Raw genomic sequence first — 19544 nt, 5'->3', positions numbered from 1 at the left:
CTGTCGCAGCGGCGCCCCCGGCGCTTGACGCGTCACTGCCGGCCGTAGGTATCGTCGAAGCGGACGATGTCGTCCTCGCCGAGATACGCGCCCGACTGCACTTCGATCAGTTCGAGCGGCATCATGCCCGGGTTTTCAAGGCGGTGCGATACGCCGAGCGGGATGTACGTCGATTCGTTTTCGGACAGCAGGAACGTTTCGTCGCCGCGCGTGATGCGCGCGGTGCCGCGCACGACGATCCAGTGTTCGGCGCGGTGGTGGTGCATCTGTAGCGACAGTCGCGCACCCGGTTTCACGACGATGCGTTTCACCTGGAAGCGCTCGCCCATGTCGATCGAGTCGTAGTGGCCCCACGGCCGATGCACCTTGCGGTGATCGGTGGCTTCCGCGCCTTGTTGCGCCTTGATGCGGCCGACGATCTTCTTCACGTCCTGCACGCGCGACTTGTCCGCGACGAGCACGGCGTCGGGCGTTTCGACGACGACGAGGTTCTGCGTGCCGACGCAGGCGACGAGCCGGCTTTCCGAATGCGCGAAGGTCGATTCGGCGCCTTCGAACAGCACATGGCCGCGGCCGACGTTGCTGGCCTCGTCCTTCTGCGAGATCTGCCAGATCGCGTCCCACGAGCCGACGTCCGACCAGCCCGCGTCGAGCGGCACGACGACGCTCTCGCACAGTTGCGGCAGGCTCGCGAGCGGCTCCATCACCGCGTAGTCGATCGAGTTCGACGGCGACGCGGCGAACGCATCGCGATCGACGCGGAAGAAGTCGCCATCGGCCTTGCCCTGCGCGATGGCCTGTTCGCAGGCCGCGTAGATCGCCGGTTCGAGCTGGCGGATCGCCTTCAGCCACACCGACGCGCGGACGATGAAGATGCCGCTGTTCCACCAGTACTCGCCGGATGCGACGTACTGCTGAGCGAGTTCGAGGTGCGGCTTCTCGACGAAACGGTCGAGGCGGCGCACGTCGAGGTTGCCCGTCGCGGCATCGCCGAGCGGCGTGCCGACGCGGATGTAGCCGTAGCCGGTTTCCGCGTGCGTGGGCACGATGCCCATCGTCGCGATTTTGCCTTGCGCCGCGCAGTGCACGCCGGCCGCGACGGCCGCGTGGAAGCGCGGCAGGTCGGCGACTGCATGGTCGGCCGGCATCACGGTCATCACCGCATCGTTGCCGTCGGCGACGAGCCGCAGCGCGGCGAGCGTCAGCGCGGGCGCGGTGTCGCGGCCGAGCGGCTCGAGCATGATCGTCGCGGGTTTGGCCGTCAGGCGCAGTTGTTCGGCGGTCGTGAAGCGGTGATCCTCGCCGCACACGATCAGCACGTCGTCGTTCAGCGGGTGGTCGGCCGTCAGGCCGTCGAGGCGCAGCGCGGTCGACTGCAGCAGCGAATGCTCGCCGAGCAAGCCGATGAGCTGTTTCGGAAAGCGTTCGCGCGACATCGGCCACAGGCGTGTGCCGGACCCGCCGGCAAGAATCACCGGCTGCACGACGAGGCGCGTGCCGGTGGCGGGGGCGGCGGAAGAAGATTGGCGCGTTTCGGCTGCCACGGCCGGAGCATTCATGATGACACTCTCCACGGTTGAAGTCAGTGCCTGTCGTTGTAGCATGAAGTAAATCGACAATAAAACCGGGTCCATTGGCTGATATTCGCCGGGCATTCATCTGGAAAAATTTTCCGCGATCGCATCGGATGCAAATAAAAAAATAAAAAATAATTCCGGGCATTGTTGGCCATCCCGTGCCCGCAAAGGGCTCGCGGCGAACGTAAAGTTTCCGAAACTTCCCGATTCCCGATCGATTCGGGAAAACGTGCCGAATTAAATCAAAAAGTTCGCGGCAAGAATTTCCGATTATTTTTCGAAATACTTGTGCGCTTGAGGGGCGATTTTCTTGTCGCTTCAATAGCGTCATGCAACGTTTGAATCGAATGTGCGGCACGGGCTGCACGAGGAGCTGTTCGGCAAACGCCTGTTCAAAGAGGAAGCAGACATGTTGAGCGTGCTGGCGAGAGTCATCGATATCGCGATGGTCGTGGCAGGGGCGCTGATCGCCGCTGCGCTGCACGACGGCAGCATCTGGCTCAACGACCTGCAGCGCACGACGGTGCTGTTCGACTGCCTGCTGGTCGTGGTGTTCTTTCCGGCCATCGGCATCTACCAGTCGTGGCGCGGCAAGCGTCTCGTCGGGCTGATGGGGCGCGTCGCGTTCGCGTGGCTCGTGGTCGAGCTCGCGGGCATCCTGATGAGCTTCAGTTTTCACCAGTCGGGCGACCTGTCGCGACTGTGGCTCGGTTACTGGGCGCTCGTGACGATGACGCTGCTCGCCGGCTCGAAGGCCTGCGTGCACGTCGTGCTGCGGCAACTGCGCCGCGGCGGCTACAACCTGAAGGCGGTCGCGATCGTCGGCGGTACGCCGGCGGCGCGGCGGCTGATCGCGCAGATGCGGGCGCGGCCGGAAGCGGGCTTCAACCCGGTATGCGTGTACGACGAAAGCGAAGCGCCGGGCGATGTCGCACTCGATGACGTGCGCATCGAGCGGCAGTTCGAATCGCTGGTGTGGCTCGTGCGCAGTCGCGCGATTCGCGAGCTGTGGCTCACGCTGCCGATCTCGGAGGAACCGAGGATTCACCAGATCGTGACGGTGTTCCGCCACGATTTCGTGAACATCCGTTTCATTCCGGACGTGCGCACACTGTCGTTCTTCAACCAGGAAGTGGTCGAGGTGCTCGGCGTGCCGGCGATCAACCTCGCGGCGTCGCCGATCACCGACGTGCGGATCCTGCCGAAGTTCGTGTTCGACCGGCTGTTCGCGCTGGCGGCGCTCACGGCGCTCGCGCCGGTGATGCTGCTGATTGCGAGCCTGATCAAGCTGACGTCGCGCGGGCCGGTGTTTTTTCGCCAGAAACGCAAGGGCATCGACGGGCACGAGTTCGAGATCTACAAGTTCCGCTCGATGAAGGTGCACCAGGAAGCGGCGGGCATGGTGACGCAGGCGACCAAGAACGACACGCGCGTGACGCCGGTCGGCCGGTTCCTGCGCCGCACGAGCCTCGACGAACTGCCGCAGTTCATCAACGTGCTGAAGGGCGAGATGTCGGTCGTCGGCCCGCGCCCGCATGCGCTCGCGCACGACGACATCTACAAGGATCTGGTCAAGGGCTACATGTTCCGCTACCGGATCAAGCCCGGCATCACCGGGTGGGCGCAGATCAACGGCTTTCGCGGCGAGACCGACCAGATCGAGAAGATGATGGGACGCGTGAAGCTCGATCTGTACTACATGCAGAACTGGTCGTTCTGGCTCGACATCAAGATCGTCGCGCTGACGCTGTGGAAAGGCTTCACCGGCAGCAACGCTTACTGAGCGCCCCGGGATCTGTCGCTTCGCGCCAGGCCGCCCGAGGGGAGCATCCCCAAAGGGGGCTTCCTGCGGGGCCGAAAACTCGGGACGGCTCGATGTTTTCTCGAGATGCACTCCCGCGCAGGCATTCCGGTTTTACGAATTTCGAATCATTGGTCAAGAGGTCCGACACATCATGAATCTGACTATCATCGGCAGCGGTTACGTAGGTCTTGTCACCGGCGCCTGTCTCGCCGACATCGGGCACGACGTGTTCTGTCTCGACGTCGACCAGGCGAAGATCGACATCCTGAACAACGGCGGCGTGCCGATCCACGAGCCGGGCCTCAAGGAAGTCATCGCGCGCAACCGCTCGGCCGGCCGCCTGCGCTTCTCGACCGACGTCGAGGCCGCGGTCGCGCACGGCGACGTGCAGTTCATCGCGGTCGGCACGCCGCCCGACGAGGACGGCTCGGCCGACCTGCAATACGTGCTCGCGGCGGCGCGCAACATCGGCCGCTACATGACGGGCTTCAAGGTGATCGTCGACAAGTCGACGGTACCGGTCGGCACGGCCGAGCGCGTGCGCGCGGCGGTCGCCGAGGAACTCGCGAAGCGCGGCGGCGACCAGATGTTCTCGGTCGTGTCGAATCCGGAATTCCTGAAGGAAGGCGCGGCGGTCGACGATTTCACGCGGCCGGACCGCATCGTGATCGGCTGCGACGACGACGTGCCGGGCGAGCGCGCCCGCGAGCTGATGAAGAAGCTGTACGCGCCGTTCAACCGCAACCACGAACGCACGCTGTATATGGACGTGCGCTCGGCCGAGTTCACGAAATACGCGGCGAACGCGATGCTCGCGACGCGCATCTCGTTCATGAACGAGCTGGCGAACCTCGCCGACCGTTTCGGCGCGGACATCGAGGCCGTGCGCCGCGGGATCGGCTCCGATCCGCGCATCGGCTATCACTTCCTGTACGCCGGCTGCGGCTACGGCGGCTCGTGCTTCCCGAAGGACGTCGAGGCGCTGATCCGCACGGCCGACGAGCACGGGCAATCGCTGCAGATCCTGAAGGCCGTGTTGTCGGTCAACGCGACGCAAAAGCGCGTGCTCGCCGACAAGATCGTCGCGCGCTTCGGCGAGGACCTGACGGGCCGCACGTTCGCGATCTGGGGCCTCGCATTCAAGCCGAACACCGACGACATGCGCGAGGCGCCGAGCCGCGAGCTGATCGCCGAGCTGCTGTCGCGCGGCGCGCGCATCGCCGCATACGACCCGGTCGCGCAGCAGGAAGCGCGCCGCGTGATCGCGCTCGATCTCGCCGATCACCCGAGCTGGCTCGAGCGCCTGAGCTTCGTCGACGACGAAGCGCAGGCCGCGCGTGACGCCGATGCGCTCGTGATCGTCACCGAATGGAAGGCGTTCAAGAGCCCCGACTTCGTCGCGCTCGGCCGCCTGTGGAAGACGCCGGTGATCTTCGACGGCCGCAACCTGTACGAGCCGGAGACGATGAGCGAGCAGGGCATCGAATACCACCCGATCGGCCGGCCGGGCTCGCGCCAGGCTGTTGCCGCCCGCGTGCCGGGCGCCGCGCGCGAGCGCGCGTAACCCGCTTCACGTCACCCGTTACGAGACGCCATGTTCCGGAACATCCTGATCGTCTGTCACGCGAACGTCTGCCGCAGCCCGGCGGCGGAAATGCTGTTCAAGTCGCACGCCGCGTCGCGCGGCGGCCCGCGCGCGACGTTCCACTCGGCCGGCGTGCATGCGAACGACGGCGACGGCATCGATCCGGTGATGCGGCGCTTGCTTGCCGAGCGCGGCGTCGATGCGACGACCCACCGCTCGCGGCGGCTGTCGCGCCGGATCGTGCGCGACGCCGACCTGATTCTCGTCAGCGAGCGCGGACAGATCGCGGCCGTCGAATCGGTCGATCCGTTCGCGCGCGGCAAGGTTCACCTGCTCGGCAAGTGGGAAGGGGCCGAGATTGCCGATCCGCACGGCGGCCCCGAGGCCGAATACCGCGAGAGCTACTCGCAGATCGAACGTCTGGTTCAAGGATGGCTACAGAAACTATGCTGAAACGCCCGATGCGCCCGATGCGCCCGATGCGCCCGGTGGCGCTTGCCGTCGCGCTGACGACTTTCCTGTCAGCCTGTGCAACCGCGCCCGGCAACTACCTCGACTCGTCGAACCTGAAGGACGACGGCCGCCAGCAAGCGGCCGAGACCTATCCGGTTCATTACATCGACGCCAAAGTGGTGATGGACCAGTTGCAGAAGAAGCAGGTCGATCACCCGCTGCCGCCTGCGCGTTATACCGATCCGTCGCAGTACGTGTACCGCGTCGGCCCGCAGGACATCCTCGGCGTCACGGTCTGGGACCACCCGGAGCTGACGACGCCGCAGGGCCAGTCGTTCTCGAGCGGCGGCAACACGACGCAGACGATCGCGGGCGCGCTGCAGCAGCCCTATTCGTCGTCGCTGCCGGGCCAGGCCGATCCTTACGGCCAGACGGTGGCCGCCGACGGCACGATCTTCTTCCCGTTCGTCGGCCGCATCCACGTGGCGGGCAAGACGATCGCGCAGACCCGCGACGAGCTGGCCACGCGCCTCGCGCGCTACGTGAAGAACCCGCAGCTCGACGTGCGCGTGCTGTCGTACCGCAGCCAGAAGGTGCAGGTGACGGGCGAGGTGAAGACGCCGGGCCCGCTCGCCATGAGCGACGTGCCGCTGACGCTGGTCGACGCGATCTCGCGCTCGGGCGGCTCGACCAACGAGGCCGACCTGCAGCGCGTGCGCCTGACGCGCGACGGCAAGCTCTACACGCTCGACGCGAACGGCGTGCTCGATCGCGGCGACGTGAAGCAGAACGTGATGCTGCAGCAGGGCGACATCGTCAACGTGCCGGACCGCAGCGACAGCCGCGTGTTCATCATGGGCGAGGTCAAGACGCCGGTCACGGTGCCGATGCTCAAGGGCAGGCTGACCATCGCCGACGCGCTGACGGCCGGCGGCGGCATCCTCGACACCGATGCGAACCCGCGCAAGATCTACGTGATGCGCGGGATGCGCGACAACCCGACGAAGCCTGAAGTGTTCCGCCTCGACATGACGCAACCCGATGCGCTGATGCTGTCGAGCCGCTTCCCGCTTCAGCCGCTCGATGTGGTCTACGTCAGCACGGCCAGCTCGGTGCAGTTCAACCGTGTGCTGCAGCAAGTGCTGCCGACGATCCAGACGATCTTCTTCATGCGGCAAATCACACGCTGATAGCCCGCCGGGGCGGCGCCTCCGCCCCGGCACCACTCAAGCGGGAACGAATGGTGAACACGCAAGCGAAACACTCCTACGCGGATCTGTCCGTGAAAACCGAGGAAGAGGACGTCGTCCTCGGCCAGTTGCTCCAGGTGATCATGGACGACATCTGGCTGCTGCTCGGCATCGCGGTGACGGTCATCGCGCTCGCCGGCCTCTACTGCTACATCGCGAAGCCGGTCTACCAGGCCGACGTGCACGTGCGGGTCGAGGGCAACGACAACACGTCGCAGGCGCTCACGCAGACGCAAACGGGCGCGTCGATCAACAGCGGCCCCCAGCAGGCGCCGACCGACGCGGAAATCGAGATCATCAAGAGCCGCGGCGTCGTGGCGCCCGTCGTCGAGCAGTTCAAGCTGAACTTCTCGGTCGTGCCGAAGACGCTGCCCGTGATAGGCAGCCTCGCCGCGCGCGTCGCGACGCCGGGCGAGCCGGCACGGCCGTGGCTCGGCCTGAAGTCGTACGCATGGGGCGGTGAAATCGCCGACATCGATTCGATCAGCGTCGTGCCCGCGCTCGAAGGCAAGAAGCTGACGCTGACGGCCGGCCCGAACGACACCTATTCGCTCGTCGACCAGAACGGCACCCGGCTGCTGGCGGGCCAGGTCGGCGAATCGGCGCAGGGCGGCGGCGTGACGCTGCTCGTGAAGAAGCTCGTCGCGCGCCCCGGCACGCAGTTCACGGTGACCCGCTACAACGATCTCGACGCGATCAGCGGCTTCCAGACCGGGATTCAGGTGAGCGAGCAGGGCAAGCAGACGGGCGTCGTGCAGATCTCGCTCGAAGGCAAGGACCCGGACCAGACCGCCGCGATCGCGAACGCGCTCGCGCAGTCGTACCTGAACCAGCACGTCGTTGCGAAGCAGGCCGAAGCGACCAAGATGCTCGACTTCCTGAAGGGCGAGGAACCGCGCCTGAAGGCCGACCTCGAACACGCGGAAGCCGCGCTGACTCAATACCAGCGCACGTCGGGCTCGATCAACGCGAGCGACGAGGCGAAGGTCTACCTCGAGGGCAGCGTGCAGTACGAGCAGCAGATCGCCGCGCAGCGCCTGCAGCTTGCATCGCTCGCGCAGCGCTTCACCGATTCGCACCCGATGGTGATCGCCGCGAAGCAGCAGCTCGCCGAGCTGGAGGGCGAGAAGGACAAGTACGCGAACCGCTTCCGCAGCCTGCCGGCGACCGAAGTGAAGGCCGTGCAGCTCCAGCGCGACGCGAAGGTCGCCGAGGACATCTACGTGCTGCTGCTGAACCGCGTGCAGGAGCTGTCGGTGCAGAAGGCCGGCACGGGCGGCAACATCCACCTCGTCGATTCGGCGCTGCGCCCGGGCGACCCGGTCAAGCCGAAGAAGGTGCTGATCCTGTCGGCCGCCGTGTTCCTGGGGCTGATCCTCGGCACGGGCGTCGTGTTCCTGCGCCGCAACATGTTCCAGGGCATCGAGGATCCCGATCGCATCGAGCGCGCATTCAACCTGCCGCTGTACGGGCTGGTGCCGCAAAGCGCCGAGCAGGTGAAGCTCGACGCCGCGGCCGAGAAGGGCGGCGGCCGCGCGCGGCCGATCCTCGCGAGCCTGCGTCCGAAGGATCTCAGCGTCGAGAGCCTGCGCAGCCTGCGCACCGCGATGCAGTTCGCGATGATGGATGCGAAGAACCGCGTGATCGTGCTGACGGGCCCGACGCCCGGCATCGGCAAGAGTTTCCTGGCGGTCAACCTCGCGGTGCTGCTCGCGCATTCGGGCAAGCGCGTACTGCTGATCGACGCCGACATGCGTCGCGGCCTGCTCGACCGCTACTTCGGCCTCACCGTGCAGCCGGGCCTGTCCGAACTGTTGAGCGACCAGTCGCCGCTCGAGGATGCCGTGCGCGAGACGCCGGTGCAGGGCCTGTCGTTCATCGCGGCCGGCACGCGTCCGCCGAACCCGTCGGAACTGCTGATGTCGACGCGCCTGCCGCAATACCTCGAAGGGCTCAGCAAGCGCTACGACGTCGTGCTGATCGATTCGCCGCCGGTGCTGGCGGTGACCGACGCGACCATCATCGGCCGCATGGCCGGCTCGACGTTCCTCGTGCTGCGCTCGGGCATGCACACCGAAGGCGAGATCGCCGACGCGATCAAGCGCCTGCGCACCGCGGGCGTCGATCTGGAAGGCGGGATCTTCAACGGCGTGCCGCCGAAGGCGCGCGGCTACGGCCGCGGTTATGCGGCCGTGCACGAATACCTGAGCGCCTGAGTGCAGTGCGCGAAACCGGGCCGGCGCGCAGCGCGCCGGCCCGGCCGACTGGAGAACCATCGATGAAAATTTCCGTGCTCGTTCCGACCTACCGGCGCCCGGCCGACCTCGCGCGCTGCCTGCTGGCGCTGCAGCGGCAGCAGCGGCTGCCCGACGAGGTGATCGTCGTCGCGCGCCCGGAGGACGACGCCACGCACGAGCGGCTCGCCGATCCGGCGGTCGGCGGCGCGCTGCCGCTGCGCATCGTGCCGGTCGACGTGCCGGGGCAGGTCGCCGCGCTGAACAAGGGGCTCGACTCGGCGAACGGCGACATCGTCGCGATCACCGACGACGATGCGGCGCCGCACCCCGACTGGCTGGCACGCGTCGAATCGGCATTCCAGGCCGATCCGCGCGTGGGCGCGGTCGGCGGGCGCGACTGGGTGCACGAGAAAGGCCGCGTGCTCGACGAATCGCGCGAACTGGTTGGCCAGCTCACGTTGTCCGGCAAGATCGTCGGCAATCATCACCTCGGCGTCGGCGGCCTGCGCGAAGTCGACATGCTGAAAGGCGCGAACATGAGCTACCGCCGCACCGCGATCGAACGGCTGCGTTTCGACACGCGGCTGCGCGGCGCGGGTGCGCAGGTGCACAACGACATGGCGTTCAGCATGCGCGTGCAGCGCGACGGCTGGAAGCTCGTCTACGACCCGGCGATCGCGGTCGATCATTTCCCGGCCGAGCGCTTCGACGACGACCGGCGCGATGCCGCTTCGCTGAATGCGATCAGCAACGGCGCGTACAACCTGCATCTGATCCTGCGCGAGCATCTGCCGCCGGTCCGGCGCGAGATCGCGTGGTGGTGGTGGACGCTGGTCGGTACGCGCGTCTATCCGGGTTTCGCGCACGTGCTGCTGTCGGTGCATACGGCGCAGCGCAGCCGGATCCGCGAGCACTGGCGCGCGGTGCGCCGCGGCGCGCGCGACGCACGCCGCGCGAACCTTGCCCCCCACCGTGCGGCGATGCCGCCGGTGACGTCTTGAACGGGCTGCGCGCATCGCGCGCGGCCATCCCCGGAGGGCTCGAAATGAAACAATCCCCACGCGCGCTTTGCGCGCTGCCTCCCGAGGGGGCGGTCAGCCTCCTTGGGGCGGCCCGGCGGAGGCTGACATGACTGCAACGAAAGCCGCAACGAACGTTCACGTCCATTTGTTTTACGGCGCCGATCCGCGTACCTACCGGAAAGGCGAGAACGTCGGCTGCCTGTACGGTTATCACCATGCCGAATCCGACGAATTCCGGCTGACCTATTCGCAGGACGGCGGCGAGGGCCGTGTCGCCAGCCTCGCGCGCCGCGCGCTGAAGGCGGCGCTCGGCTTCGACGTCGTGCATGCGTGGCGCAACCGCGCCGCGCTGCTGAATACCGACGTGATCTGGACGCATACCGAGCAGGAGCACCTCGCCGCTTCGCTGATCCTGAAGTTCGCCGGCGCACAGGGCAAGCGCCCGCTGCTGCTCGCGCAGAGCGTGTGGCTGTTCGACAAGTGGGGCAGCTTCGGCGGCGCGCGCCGCTGGCTGTACCGCAAGCTGCTCGCGCGCGCCGACGCGCTGACCACGCTCGCCCGCGACAACGCCGAGCTGTGCCGTCGTTATCTCGGGCGCGATGCGGAGTTCGTCTATTACGGGCTGAACACGCAGGATTTCCCGCTTACCGAGCCGCGGCAGTGGCAACCGAACCGGCCGCTGCGGATCGCGGCGATCGGCAACGACCGCGACCGCGACTGGCGCACGTTCCTCGCCGCGTTCGGCGGCGACGAGCGCTACGACGTGCGGCTTGCGACGCGTCGCCGCGTGCCGCGCGAATGGCATGCGCCGAACGTGAAGATCGGCTCGGCGTCGGGGCTCGCGAAGCAGCACGAGCTGTACGCGTGGGCCGACGTGATCGTCGTGCCGCTGCGGCCGAACTTCCACGCGTCGGGCATCACGGTGATGCTCGAGGCGGCAGCCGTCGGCAAGCCGATGATCGTGTCCGACGTCGGCGGCCTCAGCGACTACTTCCCGCACGATACGGCCGCCTATGTGCCGGCGTTCGACGCGCAGGCGATGCGCCAGGCCGCCGATCGCTTCGTCGCCGATCCGGTCGCGGCGCTCGGCTGCGCGCGGGCTGCCGCCGCGTGCCTGCGCGAGCGCGACCTGACCACGCAGGCGTTCGCCGAGCAGCACGTGCGGATCACGCGCGACCTGCTGCGCCGGCGCCGCACGCCGGCGGCCGCGGGCCTGGCGATGCCGCTCGCGGATTCGCGTCCGTCGTCGCGGTGAGAGCGGATCGATGAGTACGATTGCCGCCGAACGCGCACCGTCGCGCAACCGCAGCTGGTTTGCCGAGCCGAAGCACTGGGCCGGGCAGGCCGGGCTGTGGTCGTTCACCGCCGTGCTGATCGCCGCGCACCAGGGCAAGGTGCTGACGCTCGCGTTTCCGGTGCTGGCGATCGCGGTCGGCCTCTGGCTGTATTTCAAGAGCCCGGCGCGTTATGTCGGCTTCATGTGGTGGGTGTGGTTCCTGAGCCCCGAAGTGCGGCGTCTCGCCGACTGGTCGAAGGGCGCGTTCACGCCGACGAGCCTGATCCAGGTCGCGCCGCTCGCGGTGACGATGATCGCCGGCTTCGGGCTGATCCGGCATTACCGCGTGCTCGCGCAGCGGCGCGGGATACCGGTGCTGCTGATGCTGTTCGGGCTCGCATACGCCTATCTCGTCGGGATCGTGTCGAGCGGCGTGATGGCCGCGACCTACGATCTCGCGAACTGGGTGTACCCGGTGCTGATCGGCTTTCACATCATGGTCAACGCGCGCGACTATCCCGAGTACCGCGACGTGCTGCTGTCCACGTTCATGTGGGGCATGCTCGTGATGGGCGTGTACGGCGTCGTGCAGTACTTCGTGATGCCGCAGTGGGACGTGCTGTGGATGATCGGTTCGGACATGGGTTCGCAGGGCGAGCCGGTGCCGTACGGCGTGCGGGTATTCAGCACGATGAACTCGTCGGGGCCGTTCGCGTTCGCGATGATGGGTGCGCTGGTGTTCGTGCTCGCGGCGCCGCAGAAGATCCGCTGGTTCGCGGGCGCGGCCGGTTTCGTGTCGTTCGCGCTGTGTCTCGTGCGTTCGACGTGGGGCGGCTGGGTGATCGCGCTCGCGATCCAGCTCGCGCAGTCGAACAACCGCGTGCGGATGCGGATCCTCATCAGCGGCGTCGTGCTGGTCGGCTTATGCGTGCCGCTGCTGACCGTCGGGCCGGTGGCTGATCGTCTCGGCCAGCGTCTGCAGTCGATCGTGAACCTGAAGGACGACCGCAGCTACGACGACCGCAACAAGTTCTACGCAACCTTCGCGCAGACGGCGTTTACCGATGTCGCCGGCGAAGGGATGGGCGCGACCGGCGCATCGACGAAGCTGTCGAGCGACAGCGGCGAGCTCGGCAAGTACGGCAGCTTCGACAGCGGCGTGATGAACGTGCCGTTCGTGCTCGGCTGGCCCGGCACGCTGCTGTATCTCGCCGGCGTCGTGATGCTGTTCAGCCGCACGCTGCGCGCGGCGTTCAAGCTGCGCAAGGACAAGTTCGTCGGCGCGTGCCTGAGCCTGTGCCTGTCGACGTTCGCGATGCTCGTGTTCACGAACTCGCTGATCGGCACGGGCGGCCTGCTGATGTTTACAGCCATTTTTTCGATACTTTCCGCGGCGCACTGGCAGAAGGCTCAGCGCCTGCTGGCCGCCGCGCGTTCACGGGGAGGCGACCTTTGAGAATCGCGATCGTCACGCATGTCGTGCGACATAACGACGGGCAGGGCCGCGTCAATTACGAAATCGCGCGCGCGGCGCTGGCCGAGAACTACGAAGTCACGCTGGTCGCGTCGCACGTCGCGCCCGAGCTGCTGGCCGACCCGCGTGTGCGCTGGGTGCCCGTGAAGGTCGGGCGCTTCTGGCCGTCCAATCTCGTCAAGCAGCAGGTGTTCGCGCTGAAGAGCGCGTGGTGGCTGCGCGCGCATCGCGGCGAGTACGACGTGCTGCACGTGAACGGCTTCATCTCGTGGATCAAGGCCGACGTGAATACCGCGCACTTCGTGCACGGCGGCTGGTTCAGGAGCCCGTACTATCCGTTCGGGCTCACGAAGGGGATGTGGTCGGCTTACCAGTATGTCTATACACGCGTGAACACCGCGCTCGAGCGCTGGGCATACCGGCGTTCGCGTGCGATCACCGCCGTGTCGCAGAAGGTGGCCGACGAGATCGCCGCGCTCGGTATCGACAGCCGCAAGATCAGCGTGATCTACAACGGCGTCGACGGCAGCGCGTTCGCGGGCGCGCAGGCCGACCGTGCGGCGTTCAAGCTGCCGGACGACGCGTTCCTGCTGCTGTTCGTCGGCGACTTGCGCACGCCGCGCAAGAATCTCGGCACCGTGCTGAAGGCGCTGACTAATCTGCCGGCGAACGTCCATCTGGCGGTAGCCGGCTATCTGCCCGGCAGCCCGTATCCGGAGGAGGCGCGCGCGCTCGGCATCGATTCGCGCGTGCATTTCCTCGGCCTTGTGAAAAACATGCCGACGCTGATGCGCTCGGTCGATGCGTATGTATTCCCGTCGCGCTACGAAGCGATGAGCCTGTCGCTGCTCGAGGCGATGGCGGCCGGGCTGCCGGTCGTCACCGCGCGCACCGCGGGCGGTGCGGAAATCATCACGCGCGAATGCGGGATCGTGCTGGAGGACCCGGACGATCCGGCCGCGCTCGCGCAGGCGATCGGTTCGCTCGCGGCGTCGCGCGACACCTGTCGCGCGATGGGCGACGCGGCCCGCGAACTGATGACCCGTTTCGGCTGGGCGCACATGGGTGCCCAGTACGTCGCGCTCTACCGGCGCATCGGCCAACCTACGCAGCCGTCCGCTTTCGAGCGGGTCGAGCATGCAGTTACCCAGGAGCAGTCGTGATGTCCCAATCTTCCCGGCCGATCAAATCGTTGCAGATCGGCATGCACTGGTTCCCCGAACGTGCGGGCGGCCTCGACCGGATGTATTACTCGCTCGTCGGCGCGCTGCCGGGCGCGGGCGTCGAGGTGCGCGGGCTCGTCGCCGGCTCGCCGAAGGTCGCCGACGACACGGGCGGTGCGATCCAGGGCTTCGGTCCCGCGTCGCAGACGCTCGCGCGCCGGATGCTCGCCGCGCGGCGCGCGCTGCGCGAGGAGATCCGCAGCGAGCGGCCGGACGTGATTTCGTCGCACTTCGCGCTGTACACGTTCCCGGGCCTCGACGTGACGCGCGGGATTCCGCAGGTGTCGCACTTCCAGGGGCCGTGGGCAGACGAAAGCCAGGTCGAGGGTGCCGCGACGCTCGGGCAGCGCGCGAAGCGCTATCTCGAGCAGGCCGTCTATACGCGCTCGTCGCGGCTGATCGTGCTGTCGCAGGCATTCGGCCAGATCCTGACGAATCGCTACGGGATCGAGCCGTCGCGCGTGCGCGTAATTCCCGGCTGCGTCGATACCGCGCAGTTCGACACGCCGCTCACGCCCGCCGAGGCGCGGCACAAGCTGCAACTGCCGCAGGACCGGCCGATCGTGCTGGCCGTGCGCCGGCTCGTGCGGCGCATGGGGCTGGAGGACCTGATCGACGCGATCGGCCTCGTCAAGCACCGTCACCCGGACGTGCTGCTGCTGATCGCCGGCAAGGGCAAGATCGGCGAGGAACTGCAGCAGCGCATCGACGCGGCGGGGCTGCAGGACAACGTGAAGCTGCTCGGCTTCGTGCCCGACCATCATCTCGCGGCGCTGTACCGCGCGGCGACGGTCAGCGTCGTGCCGACGGTCGCGCTCGAAGGCTTCGGGCTGATCACCGTCGAATCGCTCGCGTCCGGCACGCCCGTGCTGGTCACGCCGGTCGGCGGGCTGCCGGAGGCGGTGGCCGGGCTGTCCAACGATCTCGTGCTGCCGTCGACCGGCGCGGACGCGATCGCGGAAGGGCTCGGCGGCGCGCTGTCGGGTGCGATCGCGCTGCCCGACGAGGCCGCGTGCAAGCGCTATGCGCGCGATCATTTCGACAACGCGGTGATCGCGCGGCGCGTCGCCGGCGTGTACGAAGAGGCGATCCAGGCGGCAGGCTGAGCGCCTGCGGCGCGCATCGTGCGTGCCGAACCGAAGGTCGAACCGGCGCGCATGCGCGCCGGTTCGCGCACCGGCCGCCCGCTACGGGCGTGCCGGCTTTCCCCACCCGATCCGCATCGCCGGCACGCGTCACGCGCGCCTGAGCGTCGCGACCCACACGCCGAGCGCGGCCAGGCTCACGACCGCGCCGAGCACGCAGACGCCCGTCCATCCGGCGCGCGCATACGTCATCGTCGACGCAATCGCGCCGAGCCCGCTGCCGGCCGAGTAGAACAGCATGTAGCAGCCGACGAGCCGTGCATGTGCGTCGGGCCGCGTGCCGAGAATCATGCTCTGGTTGACGACGTGGACGGCCTGTCCGCCGACGTCGAGCAGCACGATGCCGACGATCAGCAATGCAATCGACGTATCGCCGAACGCGAGCGGCAGCCACGAGCACGCGAGCAGCGCGAGCGCGGCGCCGGTCGTCGCTTCGCCGCGCCCGCGATCGGCAAGCCGGCCCGCGCGCGTGGCGGCGGCAGCGCCCAGTGCGCCGACGAGACCGAACGCGCCGATCTGCGTGTGCGACATCGAATGCGGCGGTGCGCTCAGCGGCAGCACCAGCGCACTCCAGAAGATGCTGAACGCCGCGAACATCAGCAGCGCGATCGCGCCGCGCACGCGCAGCACGCGCTCATCGCGCAGCAGCGACACCATCGATCGCAACAGCGCCGCGTAACCGATGCGTTCGCGCGGCCCGTTCGTGTCGGGCAACATCCGCGACAGCACGGCGAGCATCGCGATCGCGAGCGCACCCGAGGCGAGATAGACCGCGCGCCAGCCGGCAATATCGGTGACGACGCCGGCCACCGAGCGCGCGGCCAGCAGCCCGATCACGACGCCGCCCTGCGCGGCGCCCACCACGCGCCCGCGTTCGCCGGCGCCCGCGAGCGCTGCCGAGCACGCGATCAGCCCTTGCGTCATCGCGGTGCCGAGCAGCCCGACCGCGACCATCCCCGCCAGCAGCGCGATGCGCGTCGACGCCGCCGCCACGCCGATGCAGGCCGCCGTCAGCAGCAGAAGCTGCACGGCGATCAGGCGTTTGCGGTTCAGCAGATCGCCGAGCGGCACGACGAACAGCAGCGCGAGCGCGCAGCCGAGCTGCGTGGCGGTGATGACGCCGCCGACCGCGGCTTGCGACACGCCGAAATCCCGCGCGATCGAATCGAGCAGCGGCTGCGCGTAGTAGACGTTCGCGACGCTCGCCGCGCAGCAGACGGCCAGCAGCGAGACGTGCACCGCGGACAGGCGGCCGTCGCCGGCCGGATGCGCGGCGTTCGGTGCATTCGCTGCGTTCGACGCAACGGTGCTTGAATGACAGGAAGGCGCCATCGGTTTCCTAACGCAAAGTAGTTGCAATTCGAAACTGGTGTGAGTGTAGGAAAAGTAGTTTTAAAATGCAACTTGTTGTGCGGCGGGCGACGGGCCCGCGCACGGATGGCCGGCGCTGCCGTGAAGGCGGCCGGCACGAGAATGCGGAGAGGAACATGGCCAGGCAGAAAAGTCTTGCGGATTCGCCGTGCCCGGTAGCGCGGGCGACCGATATCGTCGGCGATCGCTGGGCGCTGCTGATCGTGCGCGATGCGTTCGACGGCGTGCGCCGCTTCGGCGATTTTCGCGCGAGCCTCGGCGTCGCGAGCAACATCCTGTCCGACCGGCTCAGGATGCTGGTGGACGCCGGCGTGTTCGACGTCGTGCCGGCGTCGGACGGCACCGCGTATCAGGAGTACGCGCTGACCAAAAAGGGCGAGGGGCTGTTTCCGGTCATCGTGATGCTGCGGCAGTGGGGCGAGGCGAACCTGTTCGCGCGCGGCGAGCCGCATTCGGTGCTGGTCGACCGCGACACGGGGCGCGCGATCCGCAAGCTCGCGCTGCGGCACGACGACGGGCGGCTCGTGAAGGCGGCCGACACGCTCGTGAGGAAGGTCGGCGACGAAGCGGGCGCGACGCGGCGGTGAGTGTCACGCGCGACGTTTTTACGCGGCTTCGCCTGATTCTGCGCGACCCCGGCGAAGCGTGACCGCGCGAGGTCAATCGGCAGCCGGCAATGCGTGACGCACCGGCGATGTGCCGCGATGCGCATCGGGTCGGACCAGCGTCGCGAGCAGCGCGGCGATGATCAGCAGCGCGACCGACACGGCCGTGTCGATCCGCAACCCGTCGACCACCTGCCACGGACCACCGCCGTCTGCGAGCGCGCCGAACGCGGCGACACCCATCGCGCCGCCGGCCTGCCGCGCGGTATTCAGCACGGCCGACGCAATGCCGGCCCGCTCGGGCGCGACCGATGCGAGCACGGCCGTCGTCATCGCCGGCACCGCGAACCCCATTCCCGACGGAATCAGCAGGAACGGCACGAGCAGCACGGGCAGCGGCGTCGACCCATCGACGAAATGCAGCGACCCGTAGCCGAGCGCGGCGACGAGCGCACCCGCCAGCATCGGCGCGCGCGGGCCGTGACGCGCGACGACCCGGCCGCTCGCGAGATTCGACAGCAGGAAGCCGCCGGTCAGAGGCAGGAACGCGAGACCCGCCTGCAACGCCGATTCGCCGCGGGCGCGCTGCAGGTACAGCGCGAGCACGAACACGGTGCCGTAGTACGTGAGGTTCACGCAGATCCCGAACAGCACGGCCGCGCTGAACGTGCGATGGCGGAACAGCGCCAGCGGCAGCATCGGCGTGGCCGTGCGCGACTCGACCGCGACGAACGCGAGCGCGGCAAGTGCCGCCAGCGCGAACCCGCCGGCGACGACCGGATGCGCGAAGCCGAGCGGCCGCCATTCGATTACCGCGCCGGTCAGCGCGGTCAGCATCGCGATCGCGATGAGCTGGCCGTGCAGGTCGAGCGCGCGGAGGGAACGGGTGCGCGCGGCCGTCTCGCGGCGTGCGGGCACCCACGCGAACGCGGCCGCGAGCCCCACCGCGCACAGCGGCAGGTTCACGAGGAAGATGCCGCGCCAGCCCCACGCCGCGATCAGCAGGCCGCCGACGACCGGGCCGGCCGCGATCGAGATCGAGCCGGCCGCCGTCCACCAGCCGACGGCCCGCGCGCGCAGGTGCGGGTCGTGCCGGCACGCGTCGTTGAGCAGCGCGAGCGAATTGGGCAGCATCGCCGCGGCGCCGACACCCTGCAGCGCGCGGGCCGTGATCAGCATCGCGGGCGCACTCGCGGCGCCGCACGCGAGCGACGCGAGCGCGAACAGCGCGAGGCCCGCGACATACAGGCGGCGCGCGCCGAAGCGGTCGCCGAGTGCGCCGCCCGACAGCATCAGTACCGCGAACGCGAGCGTGTACGCATCGACGACCCACTGCAGGCCGGCGACCGGCAGGTGCAGGTCGCCGGCGAGATGCGCGAGCGCGATGTTGACGATCGTTACATCGAGCTGCGTGACGACGAAACCGGTGCTGACGGTCGCGACGACGCGTGCAAGCGCGGGCGGGAAGGCGGGGGAAGGCGTGGTCGTATCCATGCGCCCATCGTAGGACGCGACGGGCGGGCGACGTTTCAGCGGGACGTGAAGCGTCGATACGCGCGACGCGCTGCGGCCGGGCTGCGAGCGGGAAAGAAGCGGGAAAGAAGCGGGAAAGAAGCAGGAAAGAAGCAGGAAAGAAGCGGAGGCGATGAAGGCCGCGACCGGGCCTGCGCGGATGCGGTTTGCCGAACCGTGACGCTATGTGGATCGACGCGTGCTCAGCTCAGGGAGACGGATTCGCTCAATGCCGCTCGCCGCGCCAGCGGCCCGGCGCAACGCCGAAGCGCTTCGTGAACGCATGCGTGAACGTGCTTTGATCCGCGAAGCCGACCATGCCCGCGATGTCGACGAGCGGATGCCGGCCGTCGGCGAGCAGCACGACCGCCGCGTCGAGCCGCAGCCGCTGCAGGTAGCGATGCGGCGTTTCGCCGAACGCGTCGACGAACAGTTGATGAAATCGGCGCATCCCGTAGCCGCAGTGCGCGGCGAGATCGGCGATGCGCAGCGGCTCGGCGAGTCGCGCGCGCAGCCAGCGGTCGATGCGCGCGAAATCGAGGCCCGACGCGGGCGCGGCGATGCCGGCATCGTCGATGAGCGCGCCGCACAGGCGCGCGGCGGCCTGCCACTGGAAACGGTGCGCGGCGGCCTGCCGTGCGTCGCCGGCCGGCGCATCGAGTTGCGCGGTCGCCGCCGCGACCTGCGCGACGAGCGAAGTGAGGGCCGGGTCGATCGACACCGCGCGTGCGTGGTCGAACAACCGTTGCGGCACCGCGAGCGATGCCGCGGGCAGGTCGATCACGAGCTGGCGATTGTCGCCGAGGCCCGCGTAGTCGTGGCGCGCGCCGGCCGGAATCAGCCAGGCCGCGTGCCGGTCGATGCGCCGGCCGATCCCGTCCACCGCCATTACCATCGCGCCATCGACGCCGAGCACGACCTGGTGGAAGTCGTGCACGTCCGACGCTTCGCACGTGTCGTAGCGGCGCAGCGCGATGGCGGGGGACGCGATGCGTTCCATCGGAAGGAAA

Annotated in this window: 15 protein-coding genes; 11 read left to right on the top strand and 4 right to left on the bottom strand. The window is 68.3% G+C overall.

Features of this window, described 5'->3' with window-relative positions:
• Positions 1–32: 32 nt before the first annotated feature.
• Positions 33–1559 carry a mannose-1-phosphate guanylyltransferase/mannose-6-phosphate isomerase gene (locus GD429_RS03525; RefSeq protein WP_152855689.1) on the bottom strand — a complete coding sequence of 509 codons (1527 nt, stop codon included), beginning with the start codon at positions 1557–1559 and terminating at the stop codon, positions 33–35.
• A 427-nt stretch (positions 1560–1986) separates the two neighbouring features.
• Here GD429_RS03525 and GD429_RS03520 point away from each other — a divergent pair, with 427 nt between their 5' ends.
• The 10 genes from GD429_RS03520 (at position 1987) to GD429_RS03475 (ending at position 15007) form a co-directional block, all read left to right on the top strand.
• Positions 1987–3360 carry an undecaprenyl-phosphate glucose phosphotransferase gene (locus GD429_RS03520; protein ID WP_152855688.1) on the top strand — a complete coding sequence of 458 codons (1374 nt, stop codon included), beginning with the start codon at positions 1987–1989 and terminating at the stop codon, positions 3358–3360.
• Between the two features lie 172 nt (positions 3361–3532).
• Positions 3533–4945 carry a UDP-glucose dehydrogenase family protein gene (locus GD429_RS03515; RefSeq protein ID WP_152855687.1) on the top strand — a complete coding sequence of 471 codons (1413 nt, stop codon included), beginning with the start codon at positions 3533–3535 and terminating at the stop codon, positions 4943–4945.
• 30 nt (positions 4946–4975) lie between these two features.
• The gene (locus GD429_RS03510) at positions 4976–5419 is read left to right on the top strand and encodes a low molecular weight protein-tyrosine-phosphatase (protein ID WP_152855686.1); all 444 of its coding nucleotides are present in this window, start codon (positions 4976–4978) and stop codon (positions 5417–5419) included.
• Complete coding sequence (locus GD429_RS03505; protein WP_152855685.1) at positions 5398–6609, top strand: polysaccharide biosynthesis/export family protein; 1212 nt, start codon at positions 5398–5400, stop codon at positions 6607–6609. The genes GD429_RS03510 and GD429_RS03505 overlap by 22 nt, the downstream gene beginning before the upstream one ends.
• 50 nt (positions 6610–6659) lie before the next feature.
• Positions 6660–8885, top strand: coding sequence for a polysaccharide biosynthesis tyrosine autokinase (locus GD429_RS03500; RefSeq protein ID WP_152855684.1), 2226 nt, complete (start codon positions 6660–6662; stop codon positions 8883–8885).
• Between the two features lie 62 nt (positions 8886–8947).
• On the top strand, positions 8948–9907 hold the full coding sequence (locus tag GD429_RS03495) for a glycosyltransferase family 2 protein (protein ID WP_152855683.1): 960 nt from the start codon (positions 8948–8950) through the stop codon (positions 9905–9907).
• 127 nt (positions 9908–10034) lie between these two features.
• Positions 10035–11183 (top strand): glycosyltransferase family 4 protein, encoded by a 1149-nt coding sequence (locus tag GD429_RS03490; RefSeq protein WP_152855682.1) that lies wholly within the window; start codon positions 10035–10037, stop codon positions 11181–11183.
• 10 nt (positions 11184–11193) lie between these two features.
• On the top strand, positions 11194–12660 hold the full coding sequence (locus tag GD429_RS03485; RefSeq protein WP_152855681.1) for an O-antigen ligase family protein: 1467 nt from the start codon (positions 11194–11196) through the stop codon (positions 12658–12660).
• Positions 12657–13841 carry a glycosyltransferase family 4 protein gene (locus GD429_RS03480; RefSeq protein WP_152855680.1) on the top strand — a complete coding sequence of 395 codons (1185 nt, stop codon included), beginning with the start codon at positions 12657–12659 and terminating at the stop codon, positions 13839–13841. Before GD429_RS03485 ends, GD429_RS03480 begins: the two co-directional genes overlap by 4 nt.
• Positions 13841–15007, top strand: coding sequence for a glycosyltransferase family 4 protein (locus tag GD429_RS03475; RefSeq protein WP_072439360.1), 1167 nt, complete (start codon positions 13841–13843; stop codon positions 15005–15007). The genes GD429_RS03480 and GD429_RS03475 overlap by 1 nt, the downstream gene beginning before the upstream one ends.
• 129 nt (positions 15008–15136) lie before the next feature.
• On the opposite strand, the gene GD429_RS03470 is transcribed toward GD429_RS03475, so the two are convergent.
• On the bottom strand, positions 15137–16378 hold the full coding sequence (locus GD429_RS03470; RefSeq protein ID WP_152855679.1) for an MFS transporter: 1242 nt from the start codon (positions 16376–16378) through the stop codon (positions 15137–15139).
• Positions 16379–16533: 155 nt separating this feature from the next.
• On the opposite strand from GD429_RS03470, the gene GD429_RS03465 reads away from it, so the two are divergent.
• The gene (locus GD429_RS03465; RefSeq protein WP_152855678.1) at positions 16534–17004 is read left to right on the top strand and encodes a winged helix-turn-helix transcriptional regulator; all 471 of its coding nucleotides are present in this window, start codon (positions 16534–16536) and stop codon (positions 17002–17004) included.
• A 72-nt stretch (positions 17005–17076) separates the two neighbouring features.
• Here GD429_RS03465 and GD429_RS03460 read toward each other — a convergent pair whose 3' ends face one another.
• The gene (locus tag GD429_RS03460; RefSeq protein ID WP_152855677.1) at positions 17077–18516 is read right to left on the bottom strand and encodes an MFS transporter; all 1440 of its coding nucleotides are present in this window, start codon (positions 18514–18516) and stop codon (positions 17077–17079) included.
• A 244-nt stretch (positions 18517–18760) separates the two neighbouring features.
• Complete coding sequence (locus GD429_RS03455; RefSeq protein ID WP_152855676.1) at positions 18761–19534, bottom strand: helix-turn-helix transcriptional regulator; 774 nt, start codon at positions 19532–19534, stop codon at positions 18761–18763.
• Positions 19535–19544: the final 10 nt, after the last annotated feature.

Source organism: Burkholderia sp. BE17, from assembly GCF_009362305.1.
Lineage (GTDB): Bacteria > Pseudomonadota > Gammaproteobacteria > Burkholderiales > Burkholderiaceae > Burkholderia > Burkholderia pyrrocinia_C.
This window is presented reverse-complemented; position numbering and strand designations above follow the sequence as displayed.